Below are 16,436 nucleotides of genomic sequence, written 5' to 3' on the forward strand. Positions count from 1 at the left end.
GACCTATTAACTAAATCAATCATCATCTATACCAAGTAAACAAAGAAAATGACTTTATCGATTCGTCCCGATATAAATTCTGCTGCTCAAGTAGTATCATCTTTATCTACTAAGCATTCGCCAACTGTCACCGAAGCAGAAATGGTACAGGCTGTACGTACTTTGTTGATTGGATTAGGAGAAGATCCTGATAGAGAAGGTTTATTAGATACTCCCAAGCGAGTTGTGAAAGCTTTACAGTTTCTCACCAAGGGATATCATGAATCTTTAGATGAACTGCTGAATGGAGCAGTATTTACAGAAGATGCCAACGAAATGGTATTAATTCGGGATATCGATATTTTCAGTTCTTGTGAGCATCATATTCTGCCAATTATTGGTCGCGCTCATGTTGCTTATATTCCCAATGGTAAGGTGATTGGATTATCAAAAATTGCCCGCATTTGTGAAATGTATGCTCGACGTTTGCAAGTGCAAGAACGTCTGACTTTGCAAATTGCTGATGCGCTACAAGGTTTACTCAAACCTCAAGGGGTCGCGGTGGTAGTAGAAGCCAGCCATATGTGCATGGTAATGCGTGGTGTACAGAAACCCGGTTCTTGGACTGTCACTAGTGCAATGCGTGGCGTGTTTGCTGATGATGCACGCACTCGTGAGGAATTTATGAATTTGGTGCGCCACAACGCCAAATTTCATTAATAAGTTTTGGCTAGAGTCGATGTTCCATTAGTGTGTTCTGTGTAGAGATGAGAATTTTTCTTGTCTCTATATTTTTATAGGTGACAGGTGACAGGTGATAGGTGATAGGTGACAGGTGACAGGTGATAGGGTTAAAAGTTTTGTCAGAGGTATTTGTATGGAAATGATGGAGAAGTTGAAGTTTAATGAACAGGGTTTAATTCCGGCGATCGCTCAAGATTATCGTGATGGTAGTGTCTTGATGATGGCTTGGATGAACGCCGAATCAATTCACAAAACTTTATCTACTGGTGAAGCTCATTATTGGAGTCGCTCTCGTGCTGAATTGTGGCACAAAGGGGCGACATCTGGGCATATTCAAAAGGTCAAGGAGTTTTTTTATGACTGTGACGGTGACACTATTCTGCTGAAAATTGAGCAAATTGGTGATATTGCTTGTCATACTGGTGCTAGAAGTTGCTTTTTTAATCCTGTGCTGATCAATAGCCCTCTTGCATAAATGCTGAAGCTGTCATGTTGAGCGAAGCGAAACATCTCAAAGATTATACATTTCATTCAGAATGACACATCTTATTTTCGGACTTTTGCAAGAGGTCTAATAGCCAGTTGCAGTCCTAGATAGTAAATTAGGGTGGGAGTGGGGAGTAGGAATATTTTTCATAACTAACTCCACTCAGCACTATTTTCAAGCTATGGCTAACCAAAATGCGAACAGAGATTTTGGCATTTTGGCAACTTCTCGAAAATTCTATCTGATATTTTGGTACTCATTGCAAGGATGAGTGTAGTTACAACATCAATTACGGCATCAATCGCTGTTCTTGGTGTTAACTTTCTCTATTTTCCTTACAACCTATTAAATTTACTATTTATCCAAGTCCAAGGTGTATTGCCACTTTCAAGCTATTTAGACGGGTGTGACCCGTCTTTTTTTTGTGTATTAGTTAATACTTAAATAACGTAATATCAGTTTTTGCAGTATTTGCATACATCCTATAGGAAGATGCGAAAGGATGAAAATAATAGGTAAATTAATTCGGGATGTTGTTATGCACTGGATTTAAAGAGAGGTTTGGTGATGAGCCAAACCTTTTTTTTTAATAACAGATGAAAAACTACCTTAGACTAGTACCGCAAGTCAGGGGGATAAAGTTAGCTAATAAACTTCGCACTATGATATTTAACCATTCTTGCGGGAAGTTCCCCAATGTAGTGAAACGTCCCGTTGGTGATGAGAGCAAGGATGAAGGATGGTTAAAGGATTTTGGGTATTGAGGATTTGATATTGGGTTTTTTGAGTGCTACGTTAGATTACTTGCCTTCTCAACTGCTCGCCTTAACTCTTCAAAGGTAATACTACCGTCTTCATCTGAATCATACTGTGCTAGTAAGTCCTGGGGGCTAGCGGTATTTGTTTCTGATGAGATGACTGCACTTAAGCCAGGACTTAAAAAAAGCTCGTGAATGGAGATTTTGCCGTTTTGATCGCGATCTAAGCTATTAAAAAGAGTTTGAAGCTCTTGCTCGGTTGTCATAATTTTCTATCTGAATTAATCCTTTACTTTAATGTCTCAAAATTAAACACACTTATATCCTTAGACGTAGAAATAGGTATCACTGGGGCTGAGATTAGCGAACTGGTATAAATGGTGTCTTGTCCTGGGTTAAGGATTTTTGATCTATAAAGCATCAATTAACAGATAAATCATGTAGAGACGTAGCGTTGCTACGTCTCTACAAAAAGATGTGTTTCACATTTAAGACTTAAGACTGATTGTTTTTGCCCCGCTTCGGAGAAATCGGAGTTTGTACATCAACTCACCCTCGTAAATTGGCGAAGGTATTGCTTACTGCTAGCCAATAAGTCAAAGCGCGAGTATAAAAGAGAAACAATAAACAAAACTCGCACTGTAGATTGACAGAGAACGAACATGGCACATCGCTATCCTTCTGGTGACAATCAGCCTACTGTTGGTGTAATTAAGGGTGTTTCCTCCAAACCTCAATCCCGCAAAAGAAAGAGGATGAGGTTGTCTTCAATTATAGCGATCACAATTTTACTTACTGGTACTGGGTTAGTTATCTCTTTTACTTGGATTGGTGTTCTCTTGATTTTCGATCCCCAACAGGTGGGTTGGCTCAATAGTGTTTTACCAGAGTGGGCGCAAATTCCTATGAGTCATAGCGAACACCCCCAAACCATCCAACAAATTCGGGATAGTTTGAGTCACAAACAAAAAATTGTCGGTGACACCATAGCTTTAGATGATGAAGATAACTCTTTTCTCCTCCCAGTGTTGCGCCAGCGTCCCAACTGTCTGTCTGATTGTCAAGAAGTTGTAGAACTTAGGGTCTATCACTTAGAAAACTTACAATATCAAGCACAGCCCGAAAAATATTATCGTTTAACTAACCAACTACCGATCGCAGGAATAGAAGAATCTGTGGCTCTTGCACCCCTAGTTGATCCCACATCAGAAAATCCAGAAGTTAGTGATAGCTTACCTTTGACTGAGGTGCAACGCTTTGAAGGAAAGACACCAGGAAGGGGAGTCTGGTTTTATTTGCGGGGTCAGCGTCAACAAGGTACTCATGCGATCGCCTACGGTCAGATTATCTATTACAATCCAGAACGGGCTAACCTACAAGAAATGGTGTCTTGGACAAGTCCCAACGGTCAACTACCCAAATGGGAACAGGTAACGGGTGATAGTGCGAAAGAACTAGTCATTGATCAAACTGTCGGTTTAGAACCACAGTTACAGGTTTATCAAGTCAAAACCGTCAAACTATACCTCAAACCTCTGCAACTAGAAGCAATTACTCTCACACCATCAGCTATTAAGGATGATTCTTACCAAAATGCTCTCTTCATTGCGCGGAGTGGCTTGTGGACTCCTGCTTTTCAATGGTTGCAATCAATCAAGAAACAACGCCGAGGCGTTTTACCAGCCACAGCGCAAGCACAAATGGATCTAATTCGGTTACACTCCCAGCTTACTAAAACCCAAGCTGATAAAACTTGGGCGAGTCCCAGTCAACAAGTGCTAGCAGATTTAGTTGATGGTCGCTGGGAAAAAGCTTTACAGGTGTTTGAGAACTCACCAGAGAATGCTCAAGAAATTGCCACCCTCTTAAAAGCTGACAAAGACAAAGGTCGATTATGGAAACGAGTATTAGCAGCACTCAAAGTTAATCCCAAGAGAGCAGAAGTTCAAGCTTGGGGTGCGCTCCTCTTAGCCGTCCAGCAAGGGGAAGAACAGGCAAATACTTGGTTAAGACAGCAACCACCCATCAAAACAGCGACTCTGACTAATATTCAAAATCTGGTCAAAAAACTCAACACCAGAGTCACAACTACTCAAACCACTTCTGGGAATGAGGAGTAGAGAATGGTTGATGCTTAGGTTAAGAATAAATTGCTGGCTCTAAAGTCCAAAATTATTTGACTGTTGATTATTTGCTGTTGACTCTGCATAATCGCTGCTGCCAAATTCATTGGCTCGTGCGCTGTGTACTAGTGTCCAACCAGCTTTGAGTAATTTTTGATAAGTTGCCCAACCCTTAGAGCCGCCTGGGACTTGATAATCCGGTACTGAAAATTGTGGGAAAGTTGTATAGGGTCGCCAGGGTTGATGAGGCGCAGTTTGCAGATATAAGATTTTATCCCCGTCACCGCTAGTTTTAGATATCCAACACATTTGTCGATACATGGCAAACTCCTTTGCTTTTTGCTTATTCTGCATATTGGCAGGTTTTTGTCAAGACTTCTTCACCCTTGTGGGATAGTTTTTAATCTTCCCAAAATAGTCAACTTATCTACAATCTAAAATCGTACAATTACTTAAATAAATGTCCGGTATTTAGATTGCTTATCAAAAGCTATATAGATAGACAGGTTGTGCAAATGTTTGTGCTTCAATCTACGGCACGAATAAGATTTTTTTAATGTTATCTGCCGATACTAAAACTGTATGTATCAAGAATTACTATTTTGATAATTCTTGAATTTTTATTACAAAAAGCAGATGATTCAAGATGCTGACAAGCAGACAAGGTAGAAAAATTCTCACAACTCAGCACCGGCTATAGCGTTTCTTAGTTGAGTGAGGTACAAGAACCCTACCCCCAACCCCCTCCCCGCCAGCGAGGCTACGGTGTACACACAAGTGCTACCAGCATACATTTCAGAACCTTGACAAAATTCTCAACTGTCATGTTGAATGTAGCGATAGCGAAATGAAACATCTAGAGACTACGGTGCAAGTCCGAGATTCTTCCTTCCAGTTCCTACCCTACGGGAACGCTGGCGCGAACGCTTCGCTCAGGACTCCACTCAGAATGACATTTCAGGGCTATAAAGCAAGTGTTGACTGGGATTTTAAGACTTGTGTGTACACGGTAGGCCAGCGAGGAGGGGGCTATCACATATGTCATTTGATTAGGAAACGTTATAAACGCCGCGCTACCGCTAACAATACTCATTACTCAGCACTCATTACTCATTACTCATTACTCATTACTCATTACTCACCACTCTATGAATTTCTGCTACTAATTCTTGGTAATACGAATCAGACAAAACTGGGGTTGAACCTTGTAGTTGCAGAGGTGATTCTATATCAATCCATGATTTGCAACCACCATACTCCCCACGATAGGGAATTTCTTGGGCTTGGGGTAATTGATAAGTCCGTAGCAGGAGAATAAATATTGGCTGTTTGGGTTTCCACTTCAGGCGATCGCTGATAAAATTTTCATTCCAGATATGAAAGGGTAATAAGCTCTTGACAATTGACTCGTCACTCACTGGCAAAATATCGGTAATCTCTGCCCAACTACCAATCCGTACTGTTTCTGGATGCCATCCTGGTATAACTGGATGGACAAGATTGGCATATTCAGCTTTAAGTAAGCAAGATTGCTGATGTTCAAAGGTGGGGTAGAGTAAAACCTGCTGATGCGCCACTTGAAAACGGCCTTGCTGTTCATGAATACCACCTTTACGCAGCAACATAATTGTTTTGCCAGTTTCTAAAGCATTAACTGCAACTGCCCACTCTTTGAGCGTATGCACTGTTTGATCTAATTCCATCAGCATGAGCATCTACTGTAACTCTGATTTAATTTTGACCGAAGCCCGTTACAGTATAAAACTATCCAGGGATATGAATTAAGGAAAGGTTATGGAAAAGCGACGACTGGGGACATCTGATGTACACATCACACCAATCCTGATGGGAACTTGGCAAGCTGGTAAAAAAATGTGGGTGGGAATTGAGGATGCAGACTCAATTAAAACTATCCGCGCTGCCTTTGAAGCTGGGATGACTACCATAGACACGGCTGAGGTTTATGGTGAAGGACATTCTGAGCAGATTGTTGCTGAGGCTTTATCTGATGTGCGGGATCAAGTAGAGTATGCGACGAAAGTTTTTGCTAACCATCTCAAGTATGACCAAGTAATTGAGGCTTGCGATCGCTCCCTCAAAAATCTCAAGACTGATTACATCGACCTCTACCAAATTCATTGGCCTTCTGGCTCTTTCAATAGTCAGATTGTACCCATTGAGGAAACCATGAACGCTCTTAATGATCTGAAAGCACAAGGTAAGATTCGCGCTATTGGTGTTTCTAACTTTTCCCGTAGCCAATTAGCAGAAGCCGCCCAGTATGGCCGCATTGATAGCTTACAACCTCCCTACTCTTTATTTTGGCGGCAAGTAGAAAAGGATGCGATGCCCTATTGTGTGGAACATAATATTTCTATCTTGGCTTATTCACCCCTAGCCCAAGGATTGTTAACAGGAAAATTTGCCCCAGGACAGCAGTTTGATCCAGCAGATAACCGCGCTAAAAATAAGTTATTTCAAGGCGAAAACTTTGAACGCGCTCAACAAGCTTTAGATAAACTGCGTCCGATAGCTGAACGCCATAATTGTACTTTGGCTCAGTTGGCTTTAGCTTGGTTAATTGCTCAACCTCAAACAAATGCGATCGCCGGGGCGCGTTATCCTGAACAAGCCAAAGACAACGCCTTAACTGCTAATGTTAAGCTTTATGCTGATGACATTGCCCAAATTGATGCGATCGGCCGCATTGTCACCGACCATCTTGATGATAGTTCCGTCATGTGGAATTGGTAAGAATTCCATGAATTTAGAACCCCGGTTTCTTAGAGAAATCGGGGTTCTCACATTTAAGTTGTTATTGCAAAAAACTACAAAATATCAACTTTAGTAAACCAAGGATTGATCATCACCAAACTCGGTGTTAACTTAAATATCAAGACACCAAATAAGTTAACCCAAACCAATCGGGCAAATGGCTCGGTGTCTCCCGTCATCAGCCCAAGCAGATTTCGGCATATTTATGTCATGTGGTAAAAAGCCCCAAAAAGGCCAAGCCAAATCCCAAAGCGGAAAAACAAAAATTGCTGAATTTGCTAGTTTTAGTGTCCACCTTAGTTAGAAAATTTCTCAATTACTTTTTGATTAAATTTAAAGATTTGAAATCAATACGCATTGAAAAACCTGGTCAACCTGTACCAGGTTTTTCAATGTTATTGTGATTTGAATCACAAATAGTGTTAAGATGTTATGAATAATGCAAGGAGTGTCATCTCAACAATTAAGGAAATGACATTTTAATTCAGGGTTATTTAAGTACCTTAAATAATCTCAAAAAGCCCATTTGTATGGGCTTTTTTTTATCTTGCTGATTGTCTAGCAGGAAATAAAATAGGATATTAGTAAATAAATCCTGCTAGGAGAAGTGAATAAAAAATCATCCTAGGAGGAGTGAATGAAAAATAATTATAGTTTTGTGAAGAACATAACATTAACTCTATTTTTAGCTAGTTTCTGCTTGTCTTGCAATGCTAATACTGATAGAAAATCAGAGCAAGCCAAAGCAGTTGCACAACAACAGAAAGAACCGAAAATTAGCTATGGTAACTTCACTATTAAAGAGGAGTCAGATTATTTGATGATTCCTGTGAATATCTCAGGGAGTTATGACAAGGGAGGTATTTTAGATAGTGACAGTTATAAACGAGGAGATAACACACTTTTATACAACCTAATATTTTATCGTAAACAAGATGGTGATACTCATCTTCTCTTAGATAAACAAGCAATTATAAATTCGTTTCATTTTATAGAAACAAAAGTAGCCGCCAAGCCACCTACAAGAGTTTGGCTTTATCAAATTGTTGACCAAGATACTAACAAAGATAAACAACTCAACCAACAAGATGCGGTGATTGGCTATATTTCAGATTTATCTGGAAAAAATCTCAAGCAAGTCACACCAAACAATACCAAAATCATTAATTGGGTTGTTGTTCCCAGTCAAAATGCAGTTTTTATCAAAATTATCAAAGATTCTAATAACGATAATCAATTTACAGCCGCAGATAAGACTAATTTTGTCCGGGTTAATCTTGAGCAACCCAGTATAGGTACAGAAATTATTAGTGACCAAATAGAACAGAGGATTAAATCTTACATTCTGAAATAAAACCAATTCGCAATTCGCAATTCGCAATTAAACTAAGCCACCCACAAGGGGTGGGGTTTTTATCTACCTTGCGATACAAGGACTGTTTCGCCCAGCAGGGGCGTTAGCGGAGCGGGACGAAGTACGGTTTTGAACCTTCACTTTTTGATCAAGGAAACTCTGGATTCTTCCCTTCGGTCAGAATGACAAAATTACACGCTTTCAGTCAGAATGACCAAATTATGCGTCTTCAGTCAGGATGACAAAATTATACGCCTTCGGTCAGAATAACCAAATTATACCCTTGCGGATTTTTCAAACAAGTTCTTATTGAAAATACTCAGATTTTGGATCGGGAAAGAGTTATCAAAACCAGAGATTGTCCCTCAGTTTGGGCAATAAATACTTTGTAGCCAAATCCAGTCACATCCCAATCCAAAATCTAAATTCATATATTGAATAATCCTAGATTAGTCATTGTCCCATTGTTCACGACCAATGAGATCGCCGATGCGATCGCGTAACAAGAAATCGCACTTCTCTAACTCACACTCTACACAAACCCACTCTCTGGCGGGAATGTATTGGCAGAGTGTATATATTGGCTGCTGTCGGCTAACCATTCCTTTTTCTACCAGTCGGCGTGCTTCGTCCTGAATTACATCTAGAGAGTAGTAATTTATAGAGGGCACCGTATTCACACTCATGGTTTTTACTCACAAATTTACACGTAAATAGTGTTCCCACTAAATCATGGGGAACAAACATGACAAGGATTTAGACTTGCGCTGAAGTTTTTGTAGTTTACTATACGGAACTGATTCCATTTTGACGCTAGACACCCCTAAATTATGTAAATAAATGTTAAGTTTGTCAACTTTCCCTGACATTATCCCCATAACGCCGCTTCTGGCAAAGAACTGGCTATTAAATTTAACCAGTGAGAAAATTGATTAGAACATTAGAACTATTTTTAGGAATACCAAGATTACGTCATAACTACAAAACTAGAAGTTTCTAGGGCAAGTAAGTGTATAAACTATTGCTAATATTATTAATCTAACGGCTACCGTACACTAGGAAAGCTTATTAATAGCCATAAGTTAATAATTTCTTAAAGCCAACTTTAATTTCTGGATTAAGGTCAGTTTTATCTACTAACTAATTGGTGAATATCAACATCTGTCGCTGGGTGAAATCGGATGTTTCTAGAGTAGCAGTAGCTAGTAAAAGTCATATCCAGCTTGAGGAGTAGCTAAGAGGCTGTAAATGTCATAATTATCACTCAGGTCATCATTTGATAACATATGGTTACGTAAGTACATAGCAATAGAATTATGAATTTTTATTTAGTTAGTGGTTTTTGCTGTCAGTGAAATTATCAAGACATGAAATACATTAGTTTTGTTACCAAATTGTAACATTTTCGGCTATAAAAGCTTTAGGGGTTATCACCCCCAATACAAGGAAATAATGAAAACAGACGTGGCTAAAGCACGTCTGTAAATCGTTTGGCGGATTCTTGGGAGATATCCTGACAAAGTGGCAGAAGCTACTTATTCTAAAAGTTGCTCATCACTTTCATCAGTCGTGTCTTGCGATCGCGCATACTCAAGTTTGTTTAATAGAGATAGCACCTTATTTCCCCGTTCAATAGAACGGTCTTCGATAAACATAACTTCCGGCGTGCGACGCAGCCTTACCCGCGCCCCCAGTTCACTCCGCACAAAACCAGTGGCTGACTTCAAACCCGCCATTGTTTCTTCCTTGGCTTCATCTGTACCATATATGCTGACGTAAATTTTGGCGTGTTGGAGATCACCAGAAACATCAACATCAGTTACACTAACCATTCCTGTGCCTACACGGTCATCTTTAATGCCATTGAGTAGCATTTGGCTAACTTCCCGTCTAATCAATTCGGCAACACGGGAAACGCGGCGATTTGTAGCCATATAAATCATGCCTCTCCACAGAGGTTGGACAACAACAAGTATAAGTAATATAGGACAACAGAACTGTCCTTGGGATGAAGAGTGCTGAGTTAAATGTGCTGCGTTCCTTTCGCCAAGACAGATGTAAGTCCATGTTAGCTTGAGAATCACCACTCATGACTCATGACTCAGTACTGAGTTTCGTCAATCCATAATATAGTTTTAGTCTAGATGGTACTCAATCCCAGCATTGCCCGTAATGTAAAAGTGAGCAATGCCAGTCCACCTACAAATAAACCCAACACGGCCACTAAGGTTACTGGACGTTTTAATAGTGGGAAAAACGGCTCAAGGGCGTTTAGCAGAAGACCTAATACGATAGTAATCAAGTAGCGGGGGTAGCGAAAAACGTTATCCCAAAATCCGTCAAACATTTTAATTGAGACTGCCTTGTTATAGACTTAAAGTTTATTTTAGTGTACTTTATCCTCACTTATTGTAATCTATATGTGCTAGAAAACTACTCAGTTAATATAAAATATCCTTCATTAGTTATATTGTGAGAGTTCAGAACACAGCACTCAGAATTCAGGGTGGCTCAGGTTTTGGTATCACGTGTATATTCCTTAGTCGAATTATTTCCTGACTCTGTTTCTGCTCTGACTCCTGTATATTTTCTGAACTCTGATGCTATATTTATTAGCTTATAGCTGAGTTGCAGTGCAATGGTTAGTGAAATCTCTAAGGAAACTTGCCCGCGGCCTTTTTTAAAGTGGGCTGGGGGTAAAAGTAGATTAATACAACAATATATTCCCTATTTACCCAAGAATTATCAAAATTATTACGAGCCATTCTTGGGTGGAGGTGCGCTATTTTTTTATCTGCGACCACAAAGGGCTATTTTAACTGATATTAATGCAGAATTAATCACTGTTTATCGCTGTGTTCGCGATCATGTTGAAGAATTAATTCTGCTTTTAAAAGAGCATAAACTTAGACATGGCAAAGATTATTATTATAGTGTCAGGGCTAACTCTAGCGGCAATGATTTAGAGAAAGCTGCTAGATTTATTTATCTCAATAAAACTTGTTATAACGGTCTATATCGCGTTAATTCTCAAGGTAAGTTTAATGTGCCTTTAGGGAAATACACAAATCCGAATATTTGTCCAGAAGATTTGCTAAGAGCAGCTTCAGCTACACTGTCCACATCTGAAATTAAACAAGGAGATTTTACACATATCCTCAATTATGCCACTAGCAATGAAGATTTTGTGTTTTGTGACCCACCTTATCATCCTATCAGTAACACTAGTTATTTTACGGGTTATCACCAAACTTCATTTAGTGAAAAAGAGCAAGAAAAATTAAGAAATATCTGTGCAGAACTAGCAAGTCGTGGTGTAAAAGTAGTCATCTGCAATTCCGATGCTGATTTTATTAGAAACTTGTATCAAGAAATTAAATTTAAAATTTATATAATAGAAGCTGCACGCTCTATTAATTCTAATATCCAAAAAAGAGGGATGGTTAAAGAATTATTAATTACATCATATTAGAAATTTTTATTCGACCAAGCTATAAATCGATCTAGGGTATGTACTGCTAGTAAATTATGATTATAGTCAACTTGTTTTTTTAACCATTTAATCGCCCCTTCTCGCATACCTTCACCACCAATTACTACTATGGTTGGTGCTGAATAATAGTCTTGAATATTCAGGTTTAAATAAGGAAATTTTTCATCGACAGATCCCCCACTCTCTTGCCATTTACATTCGATAATTAACCCCGAAGGTATGGCTGGCAATCCCATAACATAGAAATCAACTTTGAGAGATGATTGATAAATACCATTACCGATATAAACCTGCTTGGCATAACGTTTGTTTAATAAACTTGCGTTGAGCAAATATTCTTTTGTGACATGATTGCCGATTTGAAAATAGCCATGACCAGTTAATATTGCGTCTACATTACTTTCTAAAATCTTTCCCGCCTGATTTGCCCGTGCGCCTGGAGTCATCATTATCCCCAATCCCTTTGCACAAATCCCACGTATTCCAGGATTTCATGGAAGTGGGCGCAAATGAGAATTACTTAATATGAATTTTTAATTGAGATTATATAAGGCTAAATCTAGAGATTTTTATAGTATTAATGTACTAAAAATATAGCGATCCTCAATTATTTGTGAGATTCAAAAACCCCGGTGCTGAGAAACCGGGGTTCTAAAGTATTCGCCAATAATAGAATTGAATATTTTTGCAGTTGTTATTTTAGCTTCCTTAATAATTTTGCTAAAAACAGAAAATAAATAGGAGGGATGTCGCGTAGGTAATAAAAAACACTGATTTAACTTAGCAGAAAGATACTTTCTGATTAAATTTTTTAGCTTGTTTGCATTTCAGTATGACCGTTGCGGATAGCCCACGCCATATCTAGTAATTGTGTCCAACGCTTTTGTAGTTGCTTAGGGGTGCATTTCAGGGTTTTAGCGATCGCCTGATCACTATGTTTAGCAATTTTTAATTGTAAGAGTTCCTGTTGTTGGGGAGAGATGGTACTTATCAAAGCTTCCCACTGTTGGGCAGATAATCCCAATTTCTGCTCCAAACCCGCGCCTAACCATTGATGTACTAATTGCCAATGATGTTGCTTGGCAAACTTCTGCACATGATATTTAAACCTTTGTTGCAGATAATCACGCTGGCGACTAGTAAGGCCAAGAATTTGGTCAATTTCGGGTGCAGGCAGGTCTTGCAGCTTCAAAGTCAGGTAATCTACACAGTCAGATTGTCCTTGAGAATCTAAATATTGAACTAGTTCTGAGATAATGCGATCGCGTTCTGATTCTTCTGAGGGATCAAAATTAGCTTGAGCGACCATTTGCGCTCTAATTTGTTGTACCGCCGAGTTCCGTTGGTAAGATTCCGCTTCCTCACCTTTGGCAGATTCTACCGCCATTTCAATATCTACAGTTGTCTCTTGGGGCTGACGACGGGCAAAACCTTGAGCGCGTAAAATAACTAACTGTTGATTGTTTCCACCCGGTAAATTAATCCGTCGCTTGGCGTACTGTTCAGTAAACGCCATATACTCAGCTAATTGCAACTGAGTGCGCGGGGTGTAATCTTCCGGTAGTTCGTTTTCCCGCCGAAAAGCTTTAATGGCTTCAATATAAAATGCTTGAAGAAAATCTTCAATCAGACTGTAACGACCATCAAAACCCAACTCCGAACCTGCTATGGTGACATGACGGTAAACCATCGACCCCAAACTACTATGTAATTCCACCCGTCCCCGTCTAGAACCTAGTTGATAATAATGTAGGCATTTTTGCAGACGGTGACGAGATAAACTAATTTGCCAAGACTGAACTTGACCAGATGTTTGAATTCGGGAACTCTTATCACAAATTCGGTTGACTTCTTTAGCAATGCGTTCAGCTATAGCTTCTACACACCGTGGTGTTGCTTTGACTTGAGCTTGCATTTCCTGACATAGCAGTTGCATCAAAGCACTTGTAGCGGATAATTCCTCAGTAACAACTTCGTTGACAAAAGCAGATGTGGAGGTTGGTAGATTTGCAAGATTTAGTTTCATGACTTTTCCTGGGTGTGGTGTTGCACCTTAAAGGCAATGCACAAACAGTACCTGAAGCCAGGTTTGAGTGGAGAACCCCATCAACACCTATTGCAAGCACTGCTAATATACATGACTGTAAGCGATCAAAAAAAGTTACAGAGAAGGTAGTGTGTCGCTTTTTTCACAAGCAACCGAATCGAGGTTAACACAAGCATATTTGCTTTGCCCTCAAAATAGCTAAAAAGCTTAATATGTCTCTATCACTGCCATCCTGTTCTATCCACTCGCAATGCTTGTATGTATGACGATAGGGAAACTGGAGTATTTTTCTGACATAATTCCGAAATCGGCAAGGAAGCCTGTGAAGTTCAATGGTCAAACCCACGCAGCTACTGCTTCCCAACCTAATCCCTGCCTCGTAATCATGGGTTCATCTCCCGTTAAGTCTACGATTGTAGATACTTCATATGTTGGTTCTTGATCCGTATCTACAATCACATCTACTAATTTATCCAAACGATCAAATAGCTCCACGCGTGACAATCTTAATTCTGAATCTAGTGTAAATTTGCCATCATCTATCTCATCAGGTGGTAAATGTGCCGAAGTTGAAATAATCGGGTTTCCTAGAGCTTCTAATAATGCTAAACATACGCTATGATTGGGTACACGAATACCTGTGGTTTTGCGTTTAGGACTTTGTACCAGTTTTGGTACTAATTTAGTTGCAGGTAGCAAAAATGTATAAGTTCCTGGTATTAGTCGTTTCATAATCCGGTAAGCTGTGTCACTGACAAAGGAGTAAGTAGTTACATTTGACAGTGAAGGACATAAAAACGTCAGTGGTTTATCATTCGCTAGCTGCTTAATTTTTCGGACTTTTTCTACCGCAGATTTGACATTTAAATCACAACCGATCGCATAAACGGTATCAGTTGGATATAGCATAACTGCGCCACTAGAAAGCGCAGACCTTATTTCCTCTATTCTGCGAGTTTGTGGATTCTCCGGATGGACAGCGATAATTTTTGCCATAAAATGTTGGGTTGCGGTTAAGTATGGGGCATTGGGCATTGGGCATTGGGCATGGATCATAAAATTGATGCCCTATAAGTGATGTCCCTAGTAGATAGGGATATACTCTTTCAGTCAAGTTCTGTAAACTTAAGCGTTGCACATATTTACATACACAAGCAATTGCATCTTATATTAGGGGACAGGGGACAGGGGACAGAAGGTAGAGAAGACAAGGTAGAGGAGGGAGTTAAATCAGTAAACTGTGAACAGTTATCAAGTGACTGGTAACTGATAACTGATAACTGATAACTATTGGCTTATGAACAAAATTGCTTATCTTCAATGTCCGGCGGGGATTTCCGGTGATATGTGCTTGGGGGCTTTGGTGAGTCTGGGAGTTCCCGTAGAATATTTAACGGAAAAACTCAATGATTTGGGTATTTCCCAGGAATTTAAGTTAAGGGCGGAACTAGTACAAAAAAATGGTCAACAGGCTACTAAAGTTCATGTGGATTTAGTTGAGCATCATCATGACCATGACCATCATCACCACGAACACCATCATGGTCGTCATCTGCCAGAAATCGAGACAATGATTCTCAAAGCAGGGTTGCCATCACGGGCTCAGGCTTGGAGTTTGGCTGTATTTCGACAATTAGCAGTAGCTGAAGGGGCGGTACATGGGATTGCTCCTGAGAAAGTGCATTTTCATGAAGTGGGTGCTGTGGATGCAATTGTAGACATTGTTGGCACTTGTTTGGGATTGGATTGGTTGGATATTGCCAACGATGCAGCAGGATTCCCTTTACTCTATTGTTCCGCATTTCCTACGGGTGGGGGTACTGTGCGGGCAGCACATGGGCAAATGGCAGTACCAGTACCAGCCGTTTTGAAGTTATGGGAAATGCGGAGTTGTCCTGTTTATAGCAATGGGATTGATCGGGAACTAGTGACACCAACAGGAGCTGCGATCGCTACTACCTTGGTTAAAGAGTTTGGCGCACCACCACCAATCACCATTAAACAGATCGGATTAGGAGCTGGTACAATTAATATCCCTATTCCCAATATACTACGCCTGTGGCTGGGTGAAAGTGCTAGTTTACAGGCCAATTTCATCGATTCTGGGGAAACCAGCCCAACTTTAGAAACTATTTCGGTACTAGAAACTCAAATTGATGACCTAAACCCCCAAGCCATAGGTTATGTATTTGAAGCTTTGTTTGCGGCTGGTGCAGTGGATGTCTTTACCCAACCCATAGGAATGAAAAAATCCCGTCCAGGGATTTTACTAACTGTTATTTGCCATCCAGAACAATTACCCCACTGTGAAGCAGTTTTATTCCGCGAAACCACTACTTTAGGCATCCGGCGTACTACCCAACAACGCGCCATCTTAGAACGAGAAATCCAACAAGTAGAAACGAAATATGGGACAGTAAGAATTAAGGTCGCATGGCAAGGACAATCAACAGATAAACATATTGCTAATATTCAGCCAGAATACGAAGATTGTGCGGAATTAGCTCGTAAATATAATCTTCCCTGGCGAGAAGTTCACCAACTGGTTCTACAAAGCTGGGAATACAGTTAATTGTTGGGGAAAGGTAAAAGTGATGATTTCAGAACCCCGGGTTTTTGAAAAAACCGGGGTTCTAAATTTGTGAAGATTGGGCAATTTTTCCTGCCCAATGCCCT

General features: G+C 39.9%; 16 protein-coding genes. 7 read left to right on the top strand and 9 right to left on the bottom strand.

Annotated elements, in window-relative coordinates; all coding sequences use genetic code 11:
* Positions 1-48 precede the first annotated feature (48 nt).
* Positions 49-699, top strand: a complete 651-nt coding sequence (gene folE / locus L6494_RS08300) for a GTP cyclohydrolase I FolE (RefSeq protein WP_237993685.1) — start codon at positions 49-51, stop codon at positions 697-699.
* A gap of 163 nt (positions 700-862) precedes the next feature.
* Positions 863-1,198, top strand: a complete 336-nt coding sequence (gene hisI, locus L6494_RS08305) for a phosphoribosyl-AMP cyclohydrolase (protein ID WP_237995904.1) — start codon at positions 863-865, stop codon at positions 1,196-1,198.
* An 802-nt stretch (positions 1,199-2,000) separates the two neighbouring features.
* Here the strand turns inward: hisI and L6494_RS08310 are convergent.
* Positions 2,001-2,234 carry an EF-hand domain-containing protein gene (locus L6494_RS08310; RefSeq protein WP_237993694.1) on the bottom strand — a complete coding sequence of 78 codons (234 nt, stop codon included), beginning with the start codon at positions 2,232-2,234 and terminating at the stop codon, positions 2,001-2,003.
* Between the two features lie 396 nt (positions 2,235-2,630).
* Here L6494_RS08310 and L6494_RS08315 point away from each other — a divergent pair, with 396 nt between their 5' ends.
* Entirely contained in the window at positions 2,631-4,088 is a 1,458-nt protein-coding gene (locus L6494_RS08315; protein WP_237993696.1) for a hypothetical protein, read from the top strand.
* Between the two features lie 39 nt (positions 4,089-4,127).
* Here the strand turns inward: L6494_RS08315 and L6494_RS08320 are convergent, their stop codons facing one another.
* Complete coding sequence (locus L6494_RS08320; RefSeq protein WP_237995906.1) at positions 4,128-4,412, bottom strand: hypothetical protein; 285 nt, start codon at positions 4,410-4,412, stop codon at positions 4,128-4,130.
* Positions 4,413-5,218: 806 nt separating this feature from the next.
* Positions 5,219-5,800 carry a DUF1802 family protein gene (locus L6494_RS08325; RefSeq protein ID WP_237995908.1) on the bottom strand — a complete coding sequence of 194 codons (582 nt, stop codon included), beginning with the start codon at positions 5,798-5,800 and terminating at the stop codon, positions 5,219-5,221.
* Between the two features lie 85 nt (positions 5,801-5,885).
* Here L6494_RS08325 and L6494_RS08330 point away from each other — a divergent pair, with 85 nt between their 5' ends.
* Both L6494_RS08330 and L6494_RS08335 read left to right on the top strand, forming a co-directional pair.
* Complete coding sequence (locus tag L6494_RS08330; protein WP_237993698.1) at positions 5,886-6,845, top strand: aldo/keto reductase; 960 nt, start codon at positions 5,886-5,888, stop codon at positions 6,843-6,845.
* Positions 6,846-7,503: 658 nt separating this feature from the next.
* Positions 7,504-8,220, top strand: coding sequence for a hypothetical protein (locus L6494_RS08335; protein ID WP_237993700.1), 717 nt, complete (start codon positions 7,504-7,506; stop codon positions 8,218-8,220).
* Between the two features lie 449 nt (positions 8,221-8,669).
* Here L6494_RS08335 and L6494_RS08340 read toward each other — a convergent pair whose 3' ends face one another.
* From L6494_RS08340 to L6494_RS08350, 3 genes are all read right to left on the bottom strand, one after another.
* Entirely contained in the window at positions 8,670-8,906 is a 237-nt protein-coding gene (locus L6494_RS08340) for a DUF4327 family protein (RefSeq protein WP_011319422.1), read from the bottom strand.
* 849 nt (positions 8,907-9,755) lie between these two features.
* Positions 9,756-10,154: a 30S ribosome-binding factor RbfA gene (rbfA, locus tag L6494_RS08345; RefSeq protein ID WP_237993702.1), complete on the bottom strand. Its 399-nt coding sequence runs from the start codon at positions 10,152-10,154 to the stop codon at positions 9,756-9,758.
* A 206-nt stretch (positions 10,155-10,360) separates the two neighbouring features.
* Positions 10,361-10,567: a DUF751 family protein gene (locus L6494_RS08350; RefSeq protein WP_237993704.1), complete on the bottom strand. Its 207-nt coding sequence runs from the start codon at positions 10,565-10,567 to the stop codon at positions 10,361-10,363.
* Positions 10,568-10,858: 291 nt separating this feature from the next.
* Here L6494_RS08350 and L6494_RS08355 point away from each other — a divergent pair, with 291 nt between their 5' ends.
* Positions 10,859-11,692, top strand: coding sequence for a DNA adenine methylase (locus L6494_RS08355; protein WP_237993706.1), 834 nt, complete (start codon positions 10,859-10,861; stop codon positions 11,690-11,692).
* Here L6494_RS08355 and L6494_RS08360 read toward each other — a convergent pair.
* The 3 genes from L6494_RS08360 to L6494_RS08370 all read right to left on the bottom strand — a co-directional run bounded on the left by L6494_RS08360 (position 11,689) and on the right by L6494_RS08370 (position 14,756).
* Positions 11,689-12,159: a PD-(D/E)XK nuclease superfamily protein gene (locus L6494_RS08360; protein ID WP_237995910.1), complete on the bottom strand. Its 471-nt coding sequence runs from the start codon at positions 12,157-12,159 to the stop codon at positions 11,689-11,691. The two genes, L6494_RS08355 and L6494_RS08360, sit on opposite strands and share 4 nt — an antisense overlap.
* A gap of 365 nt (positions 12,160-12,524) precedes the next feature.
* On the bottom strand, positions 12,525-13,739 hold the full coding sequence (locus L6494_RS08365; protein ID WP_237993709.1) for a HetZ-related protein: 1,215 nt from the start codon (positions 13,737-13,739) through the stop codon (positions 12,525-12,527).
* Between the two features lie 357 nt (positions 13,740-14,096).
* The gene (locus L6494_RS08370) at positions 14,097-14,756 is read right to left on the bottom strand and encodes an L-threonylcarbamoyladenylate synthase (protein WP_237995912.1); all 660 of its coding nucleotides are present in this window, start codon (positions 14,754-14,756) and stop codon (positions 14,097-14,099) included.
* Positions 14,757-15,057: 301 nt separating this feature from the next.
* Here L6494_RS08370 and larC point away from each other — a divergent pair, with 301 nt between their 5' ends.
* Entirely contained in the window at positions 15,058-16,332 is a 1,275-nt protein-coding gene (gene larC, locus L6494_RS08375) for a nickel pincer cofactor biosynthesis protein LarC (protein WP_237993711.1), read from the top strand.
* Positions 16,333-16,436 lie beyond the last annotated feature (104 nt).

Source organism: Nostoc sp. UHCC 0870 (genome assembly GCF_022063185.1).
Classification (GTDB): Bacteria; Cyanobacteriota; Cyanobacteriia; order Cyanobacteriales; family Nostocaceae; genus Trichormus.

What these genes read in the sequence shown, in the direction of transcription:
- folE (WP_237993685.1), top strand. Translation starts at nt 49, where the DNA reads ATGACTTTATCGATTCGTCCCGATATAAATTCTGCTGCTCAAGTAGTA.
- hisI (WP_237995904.1), top strand. Translation starts at nt 863, where the DNA reads ATGATGGAGAAGTTGAAGTTTAATGAACAGGGTTTAATTCCGGCGATC.
- L6494_RS08310 (WP_237993694.1), bottom strand. Translation starts at nt 2,234, where the DNA reads ATGACAACCGAGCAAGAGCTTCAAACTCTTTTTAATAGCTTAGATCGC.
- L6494_RS08315 (WP_237993696.1), top strand. Translation starts at nt 2,631, where the DNA reads ATGGCACATCGCTATCCTTCTGGTGACAATCAGCCTACTGTTGGTGTA.
- L6494_RS08320 (WP_237995906.1), bottom strand. Translation starts at nt 4,412, where the DNA reads ATGTATCGACAAATGTGTTGGATATCTAAAACTAGCGGTGACGGGGAT.
- L6494_RS08325 (WP_237995908.1), bottom strand. Translation starts at nt 5,800, where the DNA reads ATGCTGATGGAATTAGATCAAACAGTGCATACGCTCAAAGAGTGGGCA.
- L6494_RS08330 (WP_237993698.1), top strand. Translation starts at nt 5,886, where the DNA reads ATGGAAAAGCGACGACTGGGGACATCTGATGTACACATCACACCAATC.
- L6494_RS08335 (WP_237993700.1), top strand. Translation starts at nt 7,504, where the DNA reads ATGAAAAATAATTATAGTTTTGTGAAGAACATAACATTAACTCTATTT.
- L6494_RS08340 (WP_011319422.1), bottom strand. Translation starts at nt 8,906, where the DNA reads ATGAGTGTGAATACGGTGCCCTCTATAAATTACTACTCTCTAGATGTA.
- rbfA (WP_237993702.1), bottom strand. Translation starts at nt 10,154, where the DNA reads ATGGCTACAAATCGCCGCGTTTCCCGTGTTGCCGAATTGATTAGACGG.
- L6494_RS08350 (WP_237993704.1), bottom strand. Translation starts at nt 10,567, where the DNA reads ATGTTTGACGGATTTTGGGATAACGTTTTTCGCTACCCCCGCTACTTG.
- L6494_RS08355 (WP_237993706.1), top strand. Translation starts at nt 10,859, where the DNA reads ATGGTTAGTGAAATCTCTAAGGAAACTTGCCCGCGGCCTTTTTTAAAG.
- L6494_RS08360 (WP_237995910.1), bottom strand. Translation starts at nt 12,159, where the DNA reads ATGACTCCAGGCGCACGGGCAAATCAGGCGGGAAAGATTTTAGAAAGT.
- L6494_RS08365 (WP_237993709.1), bottom strand. Translation starts at nt 13,739, where the DNA reads ATGAAACTAAATCTTGCAAATCTACCAACCTCCACATCTGCTTTTGTC.
- L6494_RS08370 (WP_237995912.1), bottom strand. Translation starts at nt 14,756, where the DNA reads ATGGCAAAAATTATCGCTGTCCATCCGGAGAATCCACAAACTCGCAGA.
- larC (WP_237993711.1), top strand. Translation starts at nt 15,058, where the DNA reads ATGAACAAAATTGCTTATCTTCAATGTCCGGCGGGGATTTCCGGTGAT.